We start from the raw sequence: 17,510 nt of genomic DNA, 5'->3' as shown, positions 1-17,510 counted from the left end.
ACGGGCGGGGCGGTCGTCACAAGCACCGATCGTAGGCTGTGGCCCATGACCACTGGCCGACTATTGCTGGGCGCCACCCCGCTGGGCCAGCCGTCGGATGCCTCACCGCGGCTGATCGCCGCCCTGGGTTCCGCCGACGTGGTGGCCGCCGAGGACACCCGGCGGGTGCGGACGCTGGCCAGCGCGCTCGAGGTCCGCATCGCCGGCAAGGTGGTCAGCCTCTACGACCAGAACGAGGACACCCGGGTGCCCGCGCTGGTCGACGAGATCACCGCCGGCGCGACGGTGCTGGTGGTCAGCGACGCGGGGATGCCGGTGATCAGCGACCCGGGCTACCGGTTGGTGGCGGCGTGTGTGCACGCCCGCCTGGAGGTGACGTGTCTGCCCGGGCCGTCGGCGGTGACCACCGCGCTGGCGGTGTCGGGGCTGCCGTCGGACAAGTTCTGCTTCGAAGGGTTCGCTCCGCGTAAGCAGTCGGCGCGCCGATCCTGGTTGGCGTCGCTGGGGCAGGAGCGGCGCACCTGCGTGTTCTTCGAGTCGCCGCGCCGACTGGCCGCCTGCCTGCACGACGCCGTGGAACAGCTCGGCGAGACACGTCGCGCGGCGGTGTGCCGCGAGCTGACCAAGGTGCACGAGGAAGTAGTGCGCGGGACGCTGGCGGAGCTGGCGACCTGGGCGGCCGACGGTGTGCTGGGCGAGATCACCGTAGTGCTGGCCGGTGCACAACCACGGGCAGACATGACAGCGCTAGTGGCTGAGGTGGAAAACCTGACGCGCCAAGGGATTCGCGTCAAAGATGCGTGTGCGCAGGTAATCGGCGATACGTCGGTGTCACGGCGTGAGCTCTACGACGCGGTCCTGCGGTCGAGAAGCTGACAGGATCGGCGCCGCTTTGTGCAGGCACTCGTCCCATTCCCCGTCGGCGTCGGAATCAGCGGTGATGCCACCGCCCGACCCCAACACCGCGTTGCCGAAGGCATCGAACTCGACGGTCCGGATGGCTACGTTGAGCTCACAACCGGCGACCGGTGATGCCAAACCGACTGTGCCGCAATAGACTCCCCGTCGCGATGATTCCCACTGCGAAATCAGCTGACGGGCCCGCAGTTTCGGAGTCCCGGTGACTGAGGCGGGCGGGAAGGCGGCGTCCAGCAGTGCCGATGTCGGCAGGTCGACGGGCACCAATGCCGAGACCGTGGACACCAGATGCCAGACGCCCGGGGCGGGCCGCACCACCAGCAGCTCGGGCACCGTGACCGTTCCGGTGACCGCCACCCGGCCCAGGTCGTTGCGAACCAGATCGACGATCATGATGTTTTCGGCCACGTCCTTGACCGAAGCCCGCAGCGCCGACGGACGCGCGTCCAATGGCAACGTGCCCTTGATCGGACTGGAGGTCACGACGGCACCGCGCCGGCATAGGAATAACTCCGGTGACAGCGACGCCACGGCGCCCCACGGCCCGGCGAGATAGGCTGCCCGGGCCGGGTCCATCTGCTCGACGGCGTTGACGAAAAAGTCCAGCGGCTCCGCGCTGACGGCGCCGGTGAACTGCGTGCACACACACGCCTGGTAAACCTCCCCGGCGCGGATGGCCTCCAAGCAGGCCAGCACTCCGGCGCGGTGGGCGGTCCGGTCGCCGGCGTCCCAATCGATCCGGCAAGTCCGTGCCGGCGCCGGCGTGGCCAGTGCCTCCGCCAACCATCCCGGCATCGCCGCACCCGACAGGCTCTCGTACCACCACCGCCCGCCACGGTCGTAGCGCAACACGCAGTCGGTCCACCCGCCGGCCGCTTCGGGGACTCGGGGCGGCCGCCCGTCGGCGCCGGGATCGGGGTAGGACAGGTAGCCGATCCAGCCCCCGCCCACCGCGCCGGTGCCGGAACCCGGCCGGACGGCGAACGCGTCGGCGGCGTCGACCAGTTGGACAGACACGCTGGGCGCGATGACTGCCTGGGCGCCGAACCAGTCGCCGGTCAGCGCGGCCGGCGGCGGAAGACCGCGCCGCCGCGCGGCCGCACCGACGGCACGCAGCACAGCGGCGGCGCCGCCGAGATCGCCGAGCCGGTCGATTCGCACCAACCCAGCTTTGCAGACGCTCAGCCGCGGCTGATCTCCTGTGGGGTCGTCAGCCTGGTCAGCTTGTCGGGGTTGCGCATCGCGTAGAAGTTGGTGATCTTGCCGTCGATGATTTCGACGGTGAACACGCCCTCCAGCTGGCCCGCGCGGTAGAGCAGCACCGCAGGCGCGGCGTTGCACACCACCGTTTCCACCCGGACATCGGGAACCTGCATGCCCCGGCCCACCAACCCGACGACCGCCCTGGCCACCTTCTCGGCGCCGACCACCGGGCGGCGCGCCGCGCTGGCTTTGCCTCCACTGTCAGCGGTCCAGGTCACATCGGGCGCCAGCATCGACATCACGGCTGTGACATCACCGGTGGAAGCCGCCGCCATGAACTCCGCGGTGATGCGTGCATTCTGCTCCGGATCGACCGGAGTGAAGCGCCGGCGCCGAGCCTGCACGTGTTCGCGGGCCCGGTGCGCGATCTGTCGCACGGTCGGCGTGGGTTTACCGACCGCGTCGGCGATTTCGGCGTAGTCGAAGCCGAACACCTCCCGCAGCACGAACACCGCGCGTTCGTCGGGTGTCAGTGTCTCCAGCAGCACCAGCATCGCCATCGACACCGACTCGGCCAGCACCACGTCGGCCGATGGATCCTGTTCGTCGAGCAACAGCGGCTCGGGCAGCCACGGGCCGACGTAATCCTCGCGGCGCCGGGCACCGGCCCGCAGCGCATTGAGCGCCTGCCGGGTGACCAGCCGAGCCAGATAGGACTTCGTGTCGCGCACGGTCGACAAGTCGACATCGGCCCATCGCAAATAGCTGTCCTGTAGAACATCGTCGGATTCGGTTGCACTGCCGAGGATTTCGTAGGCGATGGTGAACAGCAACGGCCGCAGCAGGGTGAACCGTTCGGCGTGTTCGCTGGGCGCGGCGGTCACGATACCGTGACCGCCGCATCCGCGATCCGCTGCGGGCGCTTGCCGCCCTTGAGCCAGCGGTACCAGCCGGGCTTTGCGGCCTCGCGCCGGATGCCCCAGACCGTTCCCTTGCAGACCGCTTCTTTGATCGGCGCGCCGAACCGCCCGCCGATCGCGACGTTGATCGTGGTGTCGTCGCGGCGGGCCAGTTGGACAGTGGCATACGACCGGCCGAGGCTGATGCATTGCCCGGTGAACGCCTGATTCACGGGCGCGGGCTCGGTGCCGGCGATGCGGCTCAGGACGGTGTTGGCCGCTTGGGCGCCGAGCGGGATCGCGGCCTGGCAGCTCATCCGCAGCGGCGCACCCGACGGCGCCGCGGAGTCCCCGGCCGCCACGATGCGGATGTCGTCGATGCTGGTCAGCGTCTCGTCGGTGAGCAAGCGGCCCAATCCGTCGGTGCGAAGTCCGCTGCGGGCGGCCAGGTTTGGCACTCCGAAGCCGGCTGTCCATACCGTGACTGCACTGGGCAAAACGGCACCGTCGGTCAGCGCCACCGCATTCGGCCGTACTTCGGCGACGACGGCCGTCTCCAGTACGTCGACGCCGAATCGCGCCAGCGCCTTGGCTACCGAGCGCCGGCCGACGCGGGCCAACGACGGCCCCAATACGCCGCCGCAGACCAGCGTCACGCGCCGGCCCTGTTCAGTCAGCTCGGAAGCTGTTTCGATGCCGGTCAATCCACCGCCGACAACGGTGACCGGGGCTTGCGGACCCAGCACTTCCAGGGCACCGCGTAACCGCTCGGCATGCTCGAATTCACCAACCGCATACGCGAATTCAGGAGCAGCGGCGGTGCTGCCGACGGCGTAGATCAGGTAATCGAAGTCGAGTGTGGCGCCGGAGGCCAACGCCAGTGTGGAATCGCCGGTGTCGATCCGCTCGGCGGTGTCAACGACCAGTTGAATGTTCTCGCCCAGCATGGTGCTGTAGTCGACGGTGGCGGCATGCGTGCCGGCGACGAGTTGGTGCAGTCTGATCCGCTCGACGAACATCGGGCGCGGATTGACCAGTGTGACGTCGACATCGGCTCGCATCCCCAGGTGGTTGGCCGCCAGTGATCCGGCGTATCCGCCACCGACGACGACGACGTGACTGCGCTGCTGGCTCATAGCTGTCTCCTTTTCGCGGGTTGTGCCCTTGAGACACCGCCGAGGCAGCGAACGTGACATCGCGTGACTCAGATCACTCCGGCACGGGATTACCGGCTGAGCTGCGCTCGTCCTTGCGTCGGCGGTGGACTGTGCCTCCGAGGGGCAATCTCCACATTCTCGTCATAGGCGAGCCATTCACTTGGTGGAGGCATTTCGATGCAGACTCTCGCAGAAGTATTGAATCGGCAAATGATGTTCAATCCACTGCCTGCCCCGGCTTCGCGTCGAAGTGGGTTGACGGAATCGACAGCCGACATGCTGTGAGAAAGCCGTCGTTCCAAGGAACCTGTTTCAGCAAGCTGTAATAACTGGGGCAATATCTTTTGCGCGCAAGCAGGCCGGACAGCCCAGCCTTGATCCTTTTCGTCCGATCTGGCTATTACCTGCGAGTGGCAAACCCTTTGGCGATTGGCAACATTTGATCGGAGCGCACGGCCTAGCTGCGAACAGACAATAATGGCAGGCAAACCCCGCAAGTTTGCTCTATGCTTGTTTCGCATGCTGCGCGCCGGTAATGCATACCTCAATATCCCCCTGGACAAAAGGGTCATATCGAATATTTGCAAGGGAGCTTACAAGGAAGCAGTTCTCAAATTCCCGTCTCGCGATCCCATAAGTATCAATGCCGCGTCGGAACAAACCGAAGACCGGCGGCTCCGGACAGGCAGGAAACATAAATGACAGCCATTTGGGCGCCTCCCCTAATCGCGGACGGGTTTCACCTCCGGCAACGCTTGAGCTGGCATGATCCCGACACCGACTGCACGCTGGTGATTTCACAGCCGGCGACTGACCCCGACCTCTGGGATGAGTATGCGACCGGCGCACAGCGGAGTTACCGTAAGCACGGTGTCGAATCTGCCCTCGACTTCGATGCGCTGCGCACCGGAGCAGATACCATCATGTTCCTCACGGCGATCGATGACGCCGGACGGATCGTCGCCGGACTGCGTGCCAAGGGGCCGCTGCGATCGGCTGACGACTCGCATGCCGTTGTCGAGTGGGCGGGACAACCCGGCGAACATGCTGTCCGGAAGATGATCAGTGACCGAGTACCGTTCGGGGTCCTGGAGATGAAGTCGGCGTGGGTGACCGATCATAAAGACCGTAACCGTTCCCTCACTGCGGCGCTAGCGCGCAGTGGTTCCCAGATGATGGCGCTGATCGACTGTGACTTTTGCATGGCCACCGCGGCGGCGTATGTACTGAACCGGTGGCGCACCTCGGGTGGAGTAGTGGCCACCGTTCCGGCGACACCGTACCCCGACGAGCGATACCAAACCAAGATGATGTGGTGGCACCGGCGCGACTTCGTCAAGCACGCGGAGCCAGAGCAGATTGCCAAGATCCTCACGGAGACAACGCTGCTGACTCAAGAGATGTACCGACGCGGTGAAACTGACGCCCGCCTTCTCTGGGGGTCGTAATCGCGGATCAGCGTTTGTCAATGGTCGGGCGGCGCATCGCGCAGTTCAAAAGTCCATCGGGACAATGTGTCTGGCAAGTAGTGATTCCATCGCTGCGCTGTCGAGCGGCCGGGACAGCAGAAAACCCTGTGCCCGGGGGCAGCCCAAGTCAAGTAGTGCCCTGGCTGCCGCTGCGGTCTCGACACCTTCAGCGATGAGTTGGAGTTCGAAGGCGTCGGCTAAGGCAGTGACCTGTCGCAAGATCGCCAGGTCTGCTGCGTCAGCGCCGAGGTCGCGGACAAATTCTTTGTCAATCTTGAGCGTGTCGACTGGGAGCGACTTCAGGTATGTCAACGCACTGTAACCGGTGCCGAAATCGTCTATCGCGATCCGCACGCCGACCTGCTTCAACCCTGCCAGCGTTTTACGGGTCGTGTCGATATCTTTGAGTACGACGTTTTCGGTGATCTCCAAGCATACTTGGCTGGCGTCGAGAAGAAACTCATCGAGCGTTGCGGCGACAATGGCGACGAAACCGTCCGTAACGAGCTGCGCAGGAGAGACATTGATGGCTAGCACAACATTGCGCACGAGACCACATCTATGCCAGTAACTGAATTGTGCGCAGGCTGAACGCATTACGAGGCGGCCGAGTTTTCCAGCCAAATTGTTGGATTCGACCACTCCCATAAACGAATCAGGCATCAGCAGCCCTCGAGTGGGGTGGCGCCAACGGATGAGTGCCTCTGCTCCAAGGACCTCGCCAGTGCGCAAGTCAAACACCGGGAGGTAATGCAGGACCAATGCGCCGGTATCGCTTTCGATGATCCCTTCCAGGTGCAACTCGATGTCGTTGCGGATCGCGTACTTTTCCGACATTTCTGGCTTGAAGGCTGCGACCGCGTTTCCGCCGATGCCCTTGGCCGACATGAGAGCCTGATCGGCTCGGCGCAGTAAATCCGATGTGTTGTCGCGCCCAGGCAGTCCCACCGCGACGCCGATACTTACGGTGCGGGTGATCTTCTCGCCGTCAATAGCCACCTGCTTGTGAACTCGCTCCTGGAACCCCAGGGCCAACGTTTCGACGACTTCGGCATCCATGGGGACGGCCGGCACGATGACAAACTCGTCGCCGCCGAAGTGAGCGATCACCGACGAACCATCAGCGGCGGCGCGCAAGAGCTGGGCGAAGGCTTCGATGAACCGGTCGCCGGCCTTATGACCGAGGTAGTCGTTGATCGCCTTGAAACGGTCCAGGTTAAGGACCACCAATGCGACCGGGCCGGGTTGGCCTTCAGTCAGTCGGTCATCTAGCTGGGCGATCAGTGCTCTGCGGTTCAGCAGGCCGGTGAGGTCGTCGTGTTCAGCGAGATATCGGATCTGCTCCTCGGCGACGATACGGGCCTGAACCTGGGCAAATAGTGTAGCGATCGCTTGCAATGCATTCAGTTCCTCCGGCTCCCATTGACGGTCACCGAATTTGACGAAGCCCAGAGTGCCTGTGACAACGTCCATAGACATCAGTGGCACGGCTGCAAGTGAGGTGGCGGGAACGCCGGTAGCCTCCTCGATATTGCGCTGATAGTCGTCGTTCGCCGGCTCGGGGCGCAAAACCAGAGGTACGTTGCGGTGTTCAATCATCGCGAAGACCGGGTCGGCATCGGCGAAATACACGATGCCGAGCGGGTCAGGATCAGGAACGTTTTCGCGGGGCGGCCACGATGCCACGAGTACGGTCGCGCGGATCGCGTGGTCGGTGTGGCGCAAAAAGCCCCAGTCGACGCCGAAGTGGCTCACCAGATCGCGGAGCACTCGCTCGCTGATTGCAACGTGATTGACTGCGGTCGCCGCCATCAACTCGGCGGCCGCCGCCGTGACCAAATCATCCAGACTGCGGGCCATCGCACTCATAATTAGGCGCTGCCTATGTTACGACTGTGTTAACAAATTCGACACGATCGTAGTTGCGCCGGCTCCGCACTGATGCTCGGCTGCTGTCGGCGAGTCGCAGCACAATAGCCGCCGCGGCGTCCGCCGGCAGATGGACAAGCTGTCGGAACTCCTGCTGCAGCCAACTCAGTTCGTCGGCAAACGACGCCGACAATGCGTTGAGCTCGTCGACATCGTGGACGTACAAGAAGGCCGGTGAGGTGGGCTGGACGGCCAACCCGCGCACCTGGGCGGTGATCCATACCGCCTCTGCCGCAGAACCGCCGCGCGCATAGTCGGTCAGAGCGCCGCCGGGCACCGAAACGACGGCCAGAGCAGAGCTTGCCGACACGTGACGGCCACTGACCTCGCCCAGGGCAGTCCCAAGGTTCCACTGCGCCAGATGAGCCATCACATCCGGGCGGCGCAATATCTCGAGCACGGCTAGGTTGGGGGGGTCGAGCTCGAGGCTGCGCACGTCGATGCCCGTGTCGGGATACGGATCACCCGGCCAGCGCAACTCGGAGATCATCTCCTCGTGCAGTCGCGGCGTCAGGTAGCGGATACGGTCAGCAGCGGCGAGAATCGTTGCGGCCTTCGCGATATCGTCTCGCTCAATCAAGAGATGCAGCCGCGCGCCCTGTCGTTCTGCGACGGTGTGTAGCAGTTCGATCGTATCTGCGGCTATCGGTCCGGGCGTTCCAATCCGGCGGTTGGTTTCCCGCGCCAGCATCGGTTGGTACAGCTCGGCCAGATCGAAATCGGCGCCGTCACGCAGCTGCAGCGTCGCTTGCAACGGTACCCCGCCGACCTCTTCGAGTAAGTTCACCGGACCCAGCACCTCGTGGAAGGCAGCGGCTACTTGTGCGTTGAACAGAGCCGCTCCGAGCGCCACCGCACTGCCCCGAAGCCCGACGTCCAGCGTCGAGCTATGTTCCGGCGCAAGCCGGATGGCGATCGCCTCCGGTCCGGCCTCAACCTGCCAGGGCTGCGCATTGGAGGCAGAGGGCGCGCGGATGGCGGCGTCAGCAACGGCGCCCCACACTCCGGGCAGCGCAGGGCCTGAACAGTCAGCTGGCAGCGCGGGGCGTTCCATCGCCATCTCCGGTTCATGAAGCCGATCGAGCGCATCGCTGACGTCAATGCGGGTTCGGCCGGATTGCAGCTCTTCGCCCAGACCGATTCTGCGCACCGCTTCGGCCAGCGTGGTCGCGCCTAATACGACCTCGCCGGCCACCTGTGGCCATGTCGCCAGAGTGCGTTCGATCTCGACCACCGACGCCAGCAGTCGTGGCGACAATTGTTCGGCGTCGAGGAGACGGAGCAGGCGTGGAACGTTTTCCTGGCCGCTCATTCCGGCAAGCAATTCGACATCCAACTCGCCCAGCAGGCCATGGAAAATCGGGCGCTGCGGCTCGAGATCGAAACGTTCCACATCCACGAGGCCTCGGTCGCTGGTCGCCATCAGCACCGGAATCCGGCGGGTGCGGGCGCGCTCGCGGAGGACGGCCTTCATATGTAGTGAATCGCATTCCTCGACAACGATGTCCAATCCGTCCAGGAACTCGTCAACGGTGTCGAGCGTCAGCCCGGCATCAACGACTCGGACGAGCAGATACGGGTCGAGTTCGGCGATCCTGCGCGCGGCCACCTGAGCCTTGTTCAGCCCGAGATCGAGGACGGTCGCCGGCACCCGGTTGAGGTTGGACAGCTCGAGGTGGTCGAAATCCGCCAGCCGAAGCTCGCCGCACATGCCTGCCGCCGCCAACGTGTGCGCGATGATGTGCCCCACGCTCAGACCGGCAACGCCGATACGCAGCGAACCCAGCCGGCTTTGTTCCTCGGCGGTGATCGCGTTGCGGTTGCGATCCAACCGCACTGCACGAAACCCCCTGGGCCCCAGAACCGCAACGACGGCGCACCGCCAGGAATAGTAGGCCCACCGACAGGGTTCGGCGACCAACTCCGGATCAGGCGACGGTCGAAGGCTGCGCAACTCCTCGACTTGCGCTTTGCGCTGATCGATGAACGCGATGGCGGGGTCGGCGCGTAGCCGTTCCAATTCTGCTTTGTCGGCAGGGTCCGCGGTGTCCAGAACGTGTGCAGTGCAGAAAGCTATGGCCCAACTCCTTCGTGAACGGCTGGCTTCCACGCTCCGCGTCTACCCGTGTGCAGGCGTCAGAAACCCTTGTGTGGGTCCGGTGTTATGTTTATATACTTCTTTTTTTCTGCACTGGTATTTGGGCGTTCTCAACGGATGCCGAATGCCTCATTAGACACGCGTCGAATGTTTCATCAGGCGGCCAAAAGCGACGGCCACGGCTGCGCGCCATTCAGGGAGGGCACCGGTGGAGCGCACCTTGGTCACCACAGTCGCCGCCCGGTTGATGAAGGCGACTGCGTCCAACGCGGGACAAGTCGGCGAGCGCGTGCTGGCTTACCTCGTTCGACAACTCGACGTGGATGCCAGCTTTGTGCGCTACAACGACGACGAGTGGCGTGCCTCGGTGCTCTTTGCCGAGTGGCCGCCACGGGACGTGCCGCAGTCGGCTGACCCGCTCGCCGTCGTTCCATTTACCAGTAAGGACCCGTTCTTCGCGATATGCAGAAATCGCAGCAAACCGATCGTAACTGAGCTCGACCATAGGTCCTTGGCGTATCACATCAGGCCAAGCCGCCACGTCGGCGCTCCGACGGCCGCCTGCACGTCGCTGATTTCCGGGCAGGTGTCCACGGGGATGATCGGGTTCGTCAAATTCGGCCGCAAGACCTGGAAGCCGGAAGAGATAGCCATTCTGGAAGCGGTCGCTTCCTTGTTTGCGCACCTGCACGCACGCATCGCTGCCGAAGAAAAGGTCCGCTATCTGGCCGACCATGACGACCTGACAGGCCTACATAACCGCCGCGCGCTGGTGGCACACCTTTCCCGCAGGCTTGCCGACGAAGGAGACGGACCTGTCGGGATTATGTACCTTGACCTCGACCGGCTCAAGTCCATCAACGATAGCTTCGGACATGCCGCCGGCGATTGGTACATCCAAGTATTCGCTGAAAGGCTTCGTGAAAGCGTCGGCAGTAATAGCGTGATCGCCCGTATCGGTGGCGATGAATTCGTCGTCATTCCGGACCGCACGATGACAACCGATGCCGCGGAGGCACTTGCACTCCGGCTTCAGCCAATGCTGTGTGATCGCCTGACGATCGGCGGCGACACCATCACCTCCACTGCCAGTATCGGAGTTGCAGTCGGCATCGCTGGACGTGATGACAGCGCCAGTCTGCTCAGCCGTGCTGACGAAGCTGTGATGGCCGCCAAACGCGCCGGCGGCAATCAGGTCGTAGTGTCCAGGAGCAGTCACATGTCGATTGAGGAGGCGCTCCGCACCGATATCCGTCGGCATCTCCAGGGTGATATCGACAGAGAAGCCCTCATACTGCACTACTTGCCCGAGGTCGATTTGTGGAGTGGTGCCGTAGTAGCCGTCGAGGCGTTGGTCCGCTGGTGGAACCCCGAATTCGGTCTGCTGATGCCAGATTCTTTCATCGGCGTGGTCGAATCAATGAACCTGACCGAGGAACTCGGTCGTTGGGTGTTGCGAAAGGCCTGTGCCGAGTTCAGCCGGTGGCGGTCAAGTGGTCTCGCCCAAAATGCCATACTGCGGGTCAATGTCTCGCCCGCTCAACTGGTTACCCGCGGCTTCGTCCGCAGCGTTGCGGACATCATCGGAGAATTCGGCATCGACACAGGTTCGGTATGCCTCGAGATCACCGAGCGAGTCATGGTGCGCGACATTGAAACCACCCGACGAACCCTGCAAGAATTAAAGGAAGTGGGAGTTCAAATCGCGATCGACGACTTCGGCACGGGCTACGCCGTCCTGTCACACCTCAAGTCCCTGCCAGTCGATGTTCTCAAAATTGATAGGGCGTTCGTGCGTGACCTAGGCGAGAGTGCCACCGACCTGGCGATCGTTCGCGCGATCATCGGACTTGCCGAGGCGTTCGACCTCCAAGTCGTTGCCGAAGGCGTCGAGACCCCGGCTGCCGCTATGACTTTGATGCAGCACGGGTGTCACCGGGCGCAAGGATTCTTGCTATCTCACCCATTGCCCGCCGATGCCACCAGGTCTTTGCTGTCCACCGGCTGGATGCCGATGCCATTCCTCGCCGACAGTGAGGCGTTGACTCTGGGCGCGATCTAACGCCGGCCAGTGATGATTGCGCGGATCCGTGAAATCACCGGGGCACTGACCGCATGCGCCGTCGTGGTCACCATCGCCGGATGTGGCGAAGCGCATCAAAGCGGACCGCTGCGCGCCATTGCTTCTCCATCCATTGCGGCCCCGATGCAGGAGATTTCCAACCCGTTGCGCGGCCAGTACGAGGACATGTTGATACCGCTCTTTCCGCAGAGCAATCCCGCGCAACAGCGTTACTCGCCGTGGCCGAGGACATACGACGCCACCTTGAGGGTGTCCTGGCGGCAGTTGCAACCTCGCGATCCGCGCACGCTGGGACCCGATGTCTCTGACGAGCACAAGTTCGACTTCAGTGTGATCGATGAGGCGCTGGGAAAAGCTGCCGATCGCGATATGCGGCTGACGCTTCGGGTGCTCGCCTACGGTTCCTGCTGCAACGTCTTCTATCCCAACGACACAAACATAGAGATTCCCGACTGGGTGCGTGCGATGCCCGGCGCCACTACCGACTATCCGGGCCCGCCCGTCGGGTCGTCTACTTCCGGTGTGACGCAGGTGATACCGAATTGGAACGACGACGGATACTTGGGTGCTTTTGAGCAGTTGCTCGCGGCGCTCGGTCGTCGTTATGACCGCGATGAGCGGCTCAGCATGTTCGAGTTCTCCGGGTACGGCGACTGGAGCGAGAACCACAACACGTACCAGAGTACGACGCTGGACGCACCGGGTCCGGAGCCCGCAGAGAGTGAAGCGGTTCTCGGGTATTTCAGCCAGTGGGAAAATCAGAACATCACCAAGGCGTCGATAGCGCGACTGGTTGCGGCCAACGTCGACGCGTTCCCGCATACCCAACTGGTCGTGACCCCGCAGAACCCGGAGATCGTGCGACAGTTGATGGCCGACAGCGTCACCAGCAGGCTGGCCGCGCCGGTGGGTTTTCGTTCCGACTGCCTCGGCGTGTATTCGCCGTTGCAGGACTGGGCCGAGAACAGCCGGTCCCGATACGTGATGATCAATGATCCGCTGGTTACCGCATTTCGGCAGCGGCTTAAGTCGGTGCCGGTGATTACCGAGTGGTGCCAGTACGGGACCAACATGAGGGCCTACTACGTGAAGGGGCTCCGCGACGTCGTCAAGTACCACGTGTCGATGACGTCGAGCATCAACTTCCCGGACGCGGACTCGAACACGCCCATGGATCCCAGCCTCTACGAATTATGGCTGCGGGCCAACGTCTTTGCCGGCTACCGGTATTCGGTGCAGGCCAACGAAGGAACACAGGAGTTGCGCGATGGTCACCCGACCATCGAGGTCACGTGGACCAACTATGGTTCGGCCGCGGCCACCGAGAAATGGATTCCCGGCTATCAAGTGGTGGACTTCACCGGCAAGGCGATTCGCTCGATTCCCTCGATGGTGACGCTGAAGACTCTCGTCGACGATTCTGGCGATGACACCGGTGAGATCCCGTTGCCGGCGTCGACTACTGAGACTGTGCACGTCGATTTGGCCGGGTTGGAGCCGGGGCACTACACGCTTCGGGCGTCAGTCGGGTGGCAACAGCACAAACCTAACGCGTCCCACGTGGTGGACTACCCCCCCATGCAGTTGGCGCGCGATGGCCGCGACGGCTCCGGTCGGTACCCGATCGCGACGTTCGACGTGCCACGACCCACCGCTGACCATGTCTAAGTCGCATACCACTAGTATATTTACGCGAATTAATGATACTGTGTGTATGCACATCGAGGTAATACAAACTCGACATAGCTAGCCACTCTTTCTCAGAGAGGTCAGTCGTTGGATTTCCGTACCTTCATCCGAACGCTCGCCGCCCGGTGGAAAATCGCCGTGCCCGCGATGCTGGTCTGCATGATCGGCGCGGTCTTTATCACCGCCGTCCAGACCAAGGTCTATCAGTCATCTGCCACGGTTCTGATGTCGTTCTCCGGGCAGACGACCCTCACCGACGTCGAGTACGCCAGCATCGCCTCGCAGCAGCGGTTATCGTCCTACGCCCAGATCGCCGGCGGGCCGATGGTGGCTCAACGTGCGGTCGATCAGCTGCACATCCCGATGAGCGCCGACGAGCTGGTGAGCAGAACGAAGGTGGTGTACACGCCCGATTCCACGGTCTTCCAGTTGACGGTTAGCGACACCGACCCGACGCGGGTCGCCGCCCTGGCCACTGCGATCGCCGATCAATTCGCTGCTGTGATCCCCACGCTCGGTGTGGGCGCGCAGCCGGCAACACCGGTGGCCGGCGCGCCTGCCGTACCGCCGCCTCCACGACCGGACGCGGACGGCCAAGACGCCGCGGAGCTATCCCAAGCCACAGCGGTCCAAGAAACCCCGGTGCCGAGCGAGCAATTACTCAACCCAGCACGGCCACCGTTGCCTCTGGCGACCGGAGTGGTGGTAGAGCGGCCCCGCGTACCCGACTTTCCAGTCCAGCCCGTCCCTGAGCGGAACATGGCTCTGGGACTAGTCGCGGGCGTGCTCCTCGGCAGCGCGGCGGCCCTGATCAGGGAGGCCGCGGACCGAACCGTCCGCGGCGCCGCCACGCTGGGGCGGCTTACGGACCTGCCGACGCTGGCTGAGTTGCCCGGACGGCGCGGCGACACACCGCGGTTCGGAACCGATGCTCTATTTGATGACGCCATGCGCACTCTTCGCACCCGACTGCTTCGGACTATAGGACCCGAGGTGAAAACGGTGCTGGTGACGGCGCCGTTCGGTGGCGAGGGAACGACCACGACGGCGCTGAACTTGGCACGTTGTTTCACCGAGCTCGGCGAGCGGGTGCTGCTCGTCGAGGGGGACCCCCGTCGATCCGCGATCGCACCCATGATGGGGGTCAAGTCGGGTCTGGGACTGGCTGACGTGCTGACCGACCAAAGTCTCGCCGCGGAAGCGGTGTGGGGGACGGCTGTGCCGAACCTCTTCGTCGTGGCGTCGCGGCAGGCGCGCCGCACCGCCACCTTGCCGTCGAGTGCCAACCTGCCCGAGGTGCTGGACCGCTTGTCGGTGGGCTTCGACCGGATGGTGATTGATGCCCCAGCCGTGCTGGCTACCGCGGAAACCGGGGTGCTGGCCGGCGCGGCGCAAGCCACGGTGTTGGTGGTGCGTTCGGGGCGCACCACGGCCGAGGAAGTGAAAGACGCGCTGCACGCGGTGGTCTCGGCCGGCGCCCACGTCGTTGGCGCCGTGCTGACCGGTGCCCGAGTGTCCCGGCGCACCAAGGTCGCTGCGCGCACCTACCGGGCTAAGCTCAGTGGGGCAGCGTGAGCACCTACTACGTCGCGGGCCGTCGGCGTTTCGCAGTGGCCGGAGCCATGGCGGCCGCCTTCGTATTCGGCTGCTTCACCATCGGAATTTTCTCCTGCCGCGACACCACGATCGGGGAAATGCTCATCTGTCTGCTGTTCTGCCTGGTCGTGTATTTGACCAAGCCGCAGCGAATGGTGTGGTTCGCACTGTTCTTGGCGTTCGCGTCGCTGCCCGAAAGCCTGCACATCGGAAAAGACATCGGCGTGGTGACGATCTACCTCTACCAGGTGGCTACCGTGTTGGCGGCGATCTACTTTTTGGTGCCCGGCTCGCGGGTGCGGCGGTCCTCCTACGCTCTGCCGGCAATGTTTTTCGCGACGATGGTGTGCTGTGCGGTGGTGGGATACGCGGTCGGGAATCCTATCGATCGGACCTTGCGCGAATTCCTGATTCTGTTCGAATTGGTCAGCGGCTTTGTGTTGGCCATGCTGATCATCGACGCCGGCTACGTCAAAGAGACGATGCAGGCTATCGCCGTCACGTTGTGGTTCTCGGCGGGCATGCTCGTTGCCGCATCTTTCCACGTCGTCGTGCTGGCTGGTCGGACCGAAGAACTGGAAAAGGGGCTGGGCGCGGCAGAAGCTACCCGGTTGGTCACTAATACTCAAAACCTGGCCATCGTCGTCCTGACCGCTCTGGTGATCGCTCCCATCGTCGGCCGCGTGAGACTGGCAACGTATCTCTTGCTCGCACCACCCGCGGTAATCATCGCGCTGCTGGCGTTCGCGCGCCACACTCTGCTCTTGATGGCGGTGGCCGCGCTCGTGGCGTTCATCGCCAGCCTGGGTTGGCAAGCCCTGCGCCGGACGGCCGTGGCCGGCGTGGTTGGTGCGGCAATCTTCGCGGTGGCGATACCCGGGTCGCTGCTGTTGCTGAAACATTCATCGGCCGGGGCCTGGCTTGGCGATCAATTCACCACGTTCAACAACCGGGTGCTGAACAACGTTTCGAGCAGCAGGTTCGCCATGGACCCCTCCATCCTGTCCAGGCAGGCCGAAAATACCAAGCTCTCCCGTGCCATCGGCGAAGCCCCGGTGTTCGGCCACGGGCTCGGATACCCCTACCAACTGGCGTACGGTGAGCCCGACTCTTTCTCGGCGACGTTGGGCACTACCTACGCGCACAACTTCTACCTGTGGTGGCTGACCAAAGCCGGTGTGGTCGGCATGGCGGCTTTTTTGCTGCTCGCGCTGATACCGATAGCGCGGGGGCTGTTCAGTACTTCGACGCCGGCCAAGATCGCTGCGGCACTCAGCGTGGCCTTACTCGTGAATTGCACGGTTGACCCGATACCAGAAGACCCTGCCGACGCCTTGGTACTGGGCCTGACGCTTGGCGCGGCGCTGCAGTTCGCTGTAGTGAGCCGGCGTGTGCGGCGCGAAGCCAACGCGTTGCGAGATCCGAGTCCGTCCGAAGTGATCGACGCGCCGGTAGCGGTGGAAGCGCCGGTATGAGTTCGGCCGATGCCCCCCTGCGGGTGCTTGTGGTCGGGCCGGCTCCGGCCGGGCCGATCAGCCGTGGTGGCATGGCAACGGTTGCCGCGCAGATGGCAGCGCATCCCGACCCGCGGATCCGGGTAGCGGTGGTGCCGACATTCGTGGACAGTTCGGTGTGGCGATGGCTGCTGGTGGGCATGAGTGGCATGCTGCGGGCCAGCTGGCTGGTTCTGAGCGGGCGCGTCGATGTCCTGCACATTAACTTGGCGCACGGCGGCAGCGTGGTCCGCAAGGCACTGCCGCTGTGGGCGGCGCGGCTGGCGAAGGTGCCGAGTGTGGTACACGGGCACAGCTATGACTTCGGTGGCTGGTTCGACCGGTTGCCGCCGGTGGGCCAGGCCATGGTGCGCCGCACGCTAGTCGCCGACTACTGGGCGGTGTTGGGCGAGCGTCATGTCACCGAGTACGCCAACCGGCTGCGATTGACCGATACCCGGATCCGGGTGCTGCGCAACGCCGTTCCGATTCCGGATGACGCGGTGGTCCAACTCGATGTCGACCGGGTGCATGCGGTGGCGCTTGGCCGGCTGGGAGTGCGCAAGGGCAGTTATGACGTGATCGCAGCGGTCGCCGCACTTCACGAGACAGTCCGCAGCCGACTGCGGGTGACTCTCGCTGGCGACGGCGAGGTCGACGAGGTGCGTGCGGCCGTCGCCGCGGCCGGTCTGAGTCGGACCGTCAATGTGGTGGGGTGGCTTGATGCCGCCGAGCGCGATGCGCTGTTGTCAACCGCGCATGTTTTTTTGTTGCCCAGTCAAGACGAGGGCCTGCCGATGGCGCTGTTGGAGGCGATGGCGCGCGGACTGGTGCCGGTAACTACGGCGGTGGGCAGCATTGCGGAAGTGGTCAGCGACGGCGCCACCGGGCTGTTGGTGCGGCCTAGCCGCCCTGATCAGATCGCCGACGCGTTGACCGCGTTGGTCGGCGACGAGCCGCTGCGGATGCGTCTGGG

General features: G+C 63.9%; 11 protein-coding genes and 1 pseudogene. 7 read left to right on the top strand and 5 right to left on the bottom strand.

The features are described 5' to 3' along the window. Positions 1-45: 45 nt before the first annotated feature. Positions 46-876 (top strand): 16S rRNA (cytidine(1402)-2'-O)-methyltransferase, encoded by an 831-nt coding sequence (gene rsmI, locus AC5Y5W_RS03780; RefSeq protein ID WP_500022099.1) that lies wholly within the window; start codon positions 46-48, stop codon positions 874-876. On the opposite strand, the gene AC5Y5W_RS03775 is transcribed toward rsmI, so the two are convergent. From AC5Y5W_RS03775 to AC5Y5W_RS03765, 3 genes are read right to left on the bottom strand one after another with little or no spacing between them, the layout of a single operon-like run. Further along, positions 832-2,079: an aminodeoxychorismate synthase component I gene (locus AC5Y5W_RS03775; protein WP_500022098.1), complete on the bottom strand. Its 1,248-nt coding sequence runs from the start codon at positions 2,077-2,079 to the stop codon at positions 832-834. The genes rsmI and AC5Y5W_RS03775 overlap by 45 nt on opposite strands. Before the next feature lie 20 nt (positions 2,080-2,099). Further along, a complete protein-coding gene (locus AC5Y5W_RS03770; protein ID WP_500022150.1) occupies positions 2,100-3,008 on the bottom strand; it encodes an RNA polymerase sigma-70 factor in 909 nt (302 codons plus the stop codon). Continuing rightward, positions 3,002-4,156: an NAD(P)/FAD-dependent oxidoreductase gene (locus tag AC5Y5W_RS03765; protein WP_500022097.1), complete on the bottom strand. Its 1,155-nt coding sequence runs from the start codon at positions 4,154-4,156 to the stop codon at positions 3,002-3,004. The genes AC5Y5W_RS03770 and AC5Y5W_RS03765 overlap by 7 nt, the downstream gene beginning before the upstream one ends. Before the next feature lie 719 nt (positions 4,157-4,875). Here AC5Y5W_RS03765 and AC5Y5W_RS03760 point away from each other — a divergent pair. Continuing rightward, positions 4,876-5,625, top strand: a complete 750-nt coding sequence (locus AC5Y5W_RS03760; protein WP_500022096.1) for a hypothetical protein — start codon at positions 4,876-4,878, stop codon at positions 5,623-5,625. 45 nt (positions 5,626-5,670) lie between these two features. Here AC5Y5W_RS03760 and AC5Y5W_RS03755 read toward each other — a convergent pair whose 3' ends face one another. Together AC5Y5W_RS03755 and AC5Y5W_RS03750 are read right to left on the bottom strand one after the other, a co-directional pair. After that, on the bottom strand, positions 5,671-7,506 hold the full coding sequence (locus AC5Y5W_RS03755; protein WP_500022095.1) for a putative bifunctional diguanylate cyclase/phosphodiesterase: 1,836 nt from the start codon (positions 7,504-7,506) through the stop codon (positions 5,671-5,673). A 22-nt stretch (positions 7,507-7,528) separates the two neighbouring features. After that, entirely contained in the window at positions 7,529-9,652 is a 2,124-nt protein-coding gene (locus AC5Y5W_RS03750) for an Rv1355c family protein (protein ID WP_500022149.1), read from the bottom strand. 268 nt (positions 9,653-9,920) lie between these two features. Here AC5Y5W_RS03750 and AC5Y5W_RS03745 point away from each other — a divergent pair, with 268 nt between their 5' ends. The 5 genes and pseudogenes from AC5Y5W_RS03745 to AC5Y5W_RS03725 form a co-directional block, all read left to right on the top strand. Next, positions 9,921-11,735: a putative bifunctional diguanylate cyclase/phosphodiesterase gene (locus tag AC5Y5W_RS03745; RefSeq protein ID WP_500022148.1), complete on the top strand. Its 1,815-nt coding sequence runs from the start codon at positions 9,921-9,923 to the stop codon at positions 11,733-11,735. A gap of 12 nt (positions 11,736-11,747) precedes the next feature. Then, a complete protein-coding gene (locus AC5Y5W_RS03740) occupies positions 11,748-13,424 on the top strand; it encodes a hypothetical protein (RefSeq protein WP_500022147.1) in 1,677 nt (558 codons plus the stop codon). 108 nt (positions 13,425-13,532) lie between these two features. Beyond that, complete coding sequence (locus tag AC5Y5W_RS03735) at positions 13,533-15,020, top strand: tyrosine-protein kinase domain-containing protein (protein WP_500022094.1); 1,488 nt, start codon at positions 13,533-13,535, stop codon at positions 15,018-15,020. Next, the gene (locus tag AC5Y5W_RS03730) at positions 15,017-16,516 is read left to right on the top strand and encodes an O-antigen ligase family protein (protein WP_500022093.1); all 1,500 of its coding nucleotides are present in this window, start codon (positions 15,017-15,019) and stop codon (positions 16,514-16,516) included. Before AC5Y5W_RS03735 ends, AC5Y5W_RS03730 begins: the two co-directional genes overlap by 4 nt. After that, positions 16,513-17,508, top strand: a pseudogene (locus AC5Y5W_RS03725) (glycosyltransferase family 4 protein); the annotation flags it as partial. The gene AC5Y5W_RS03730 and the pseudogene AC5Y5W_RS03725, both read left to right, overlap by 4 nt. Positions 17,509-17,510 lie beyond the last annotated feature (2 nt).

It is taken from the genome of Mycobacterium sp. NGS51 (assembly GCF_059812525.1).
Note: the sequence above shows the minus strand (reverse complement) of the source record. Positions and strands in the feature narration are given on the sequence as shown.

What these genes read in the sequence shown, in the direction of transcription:
- AC5Y5W_RS03755 (WP_500022095.1), bottom strand. Translation starts at nt 7,506, where the DNA reads ATGGCCCGCAGTCTGGATGATTTGGTCACGGCGGCGGCCGCCGAGTTG.
- rsmI (WP_500022099.1), top strand. Translation starts at nt 46, where the DNA reads ATGACCACTGGCCGACTATTGCTGGGCGCCACCCCGCTGGGCCAGCCG.
- AC5Y5W_RS03760 (WP_500022096.1), top strand. Translation starts at nt 4,876, where the DNA reads ATGACAGCCATTTGGGCGCCTCCCCTAATCGCGGACGGGTTTCACCTC.
- AC5Y5W_RS03745 (WP_500022148.1), top strand. Translation starts at nt 9,921, where the DNA reads ATGAAGGCGACTGCGTCCAACGCGGGACAAGTCGGCGAGCGCGTGCTG.
- AC5Y5W_RS03765 (WP_500022097.1), bottom strand. Translation starts at nt 4,156, where the DNA reads ATGAGCCAGCAGCGCAGTCACGTCGTCGTCGTCGGTGGCGGATACGCC.
- AC5Y5W_RS03740 (WP_500022147.1), top strand. Translation starts at nt 11,748, where the DNA reads ATGATTGCGCGGATCCGTGAAATCACCGGGGCACTGACCGCATGCGCC.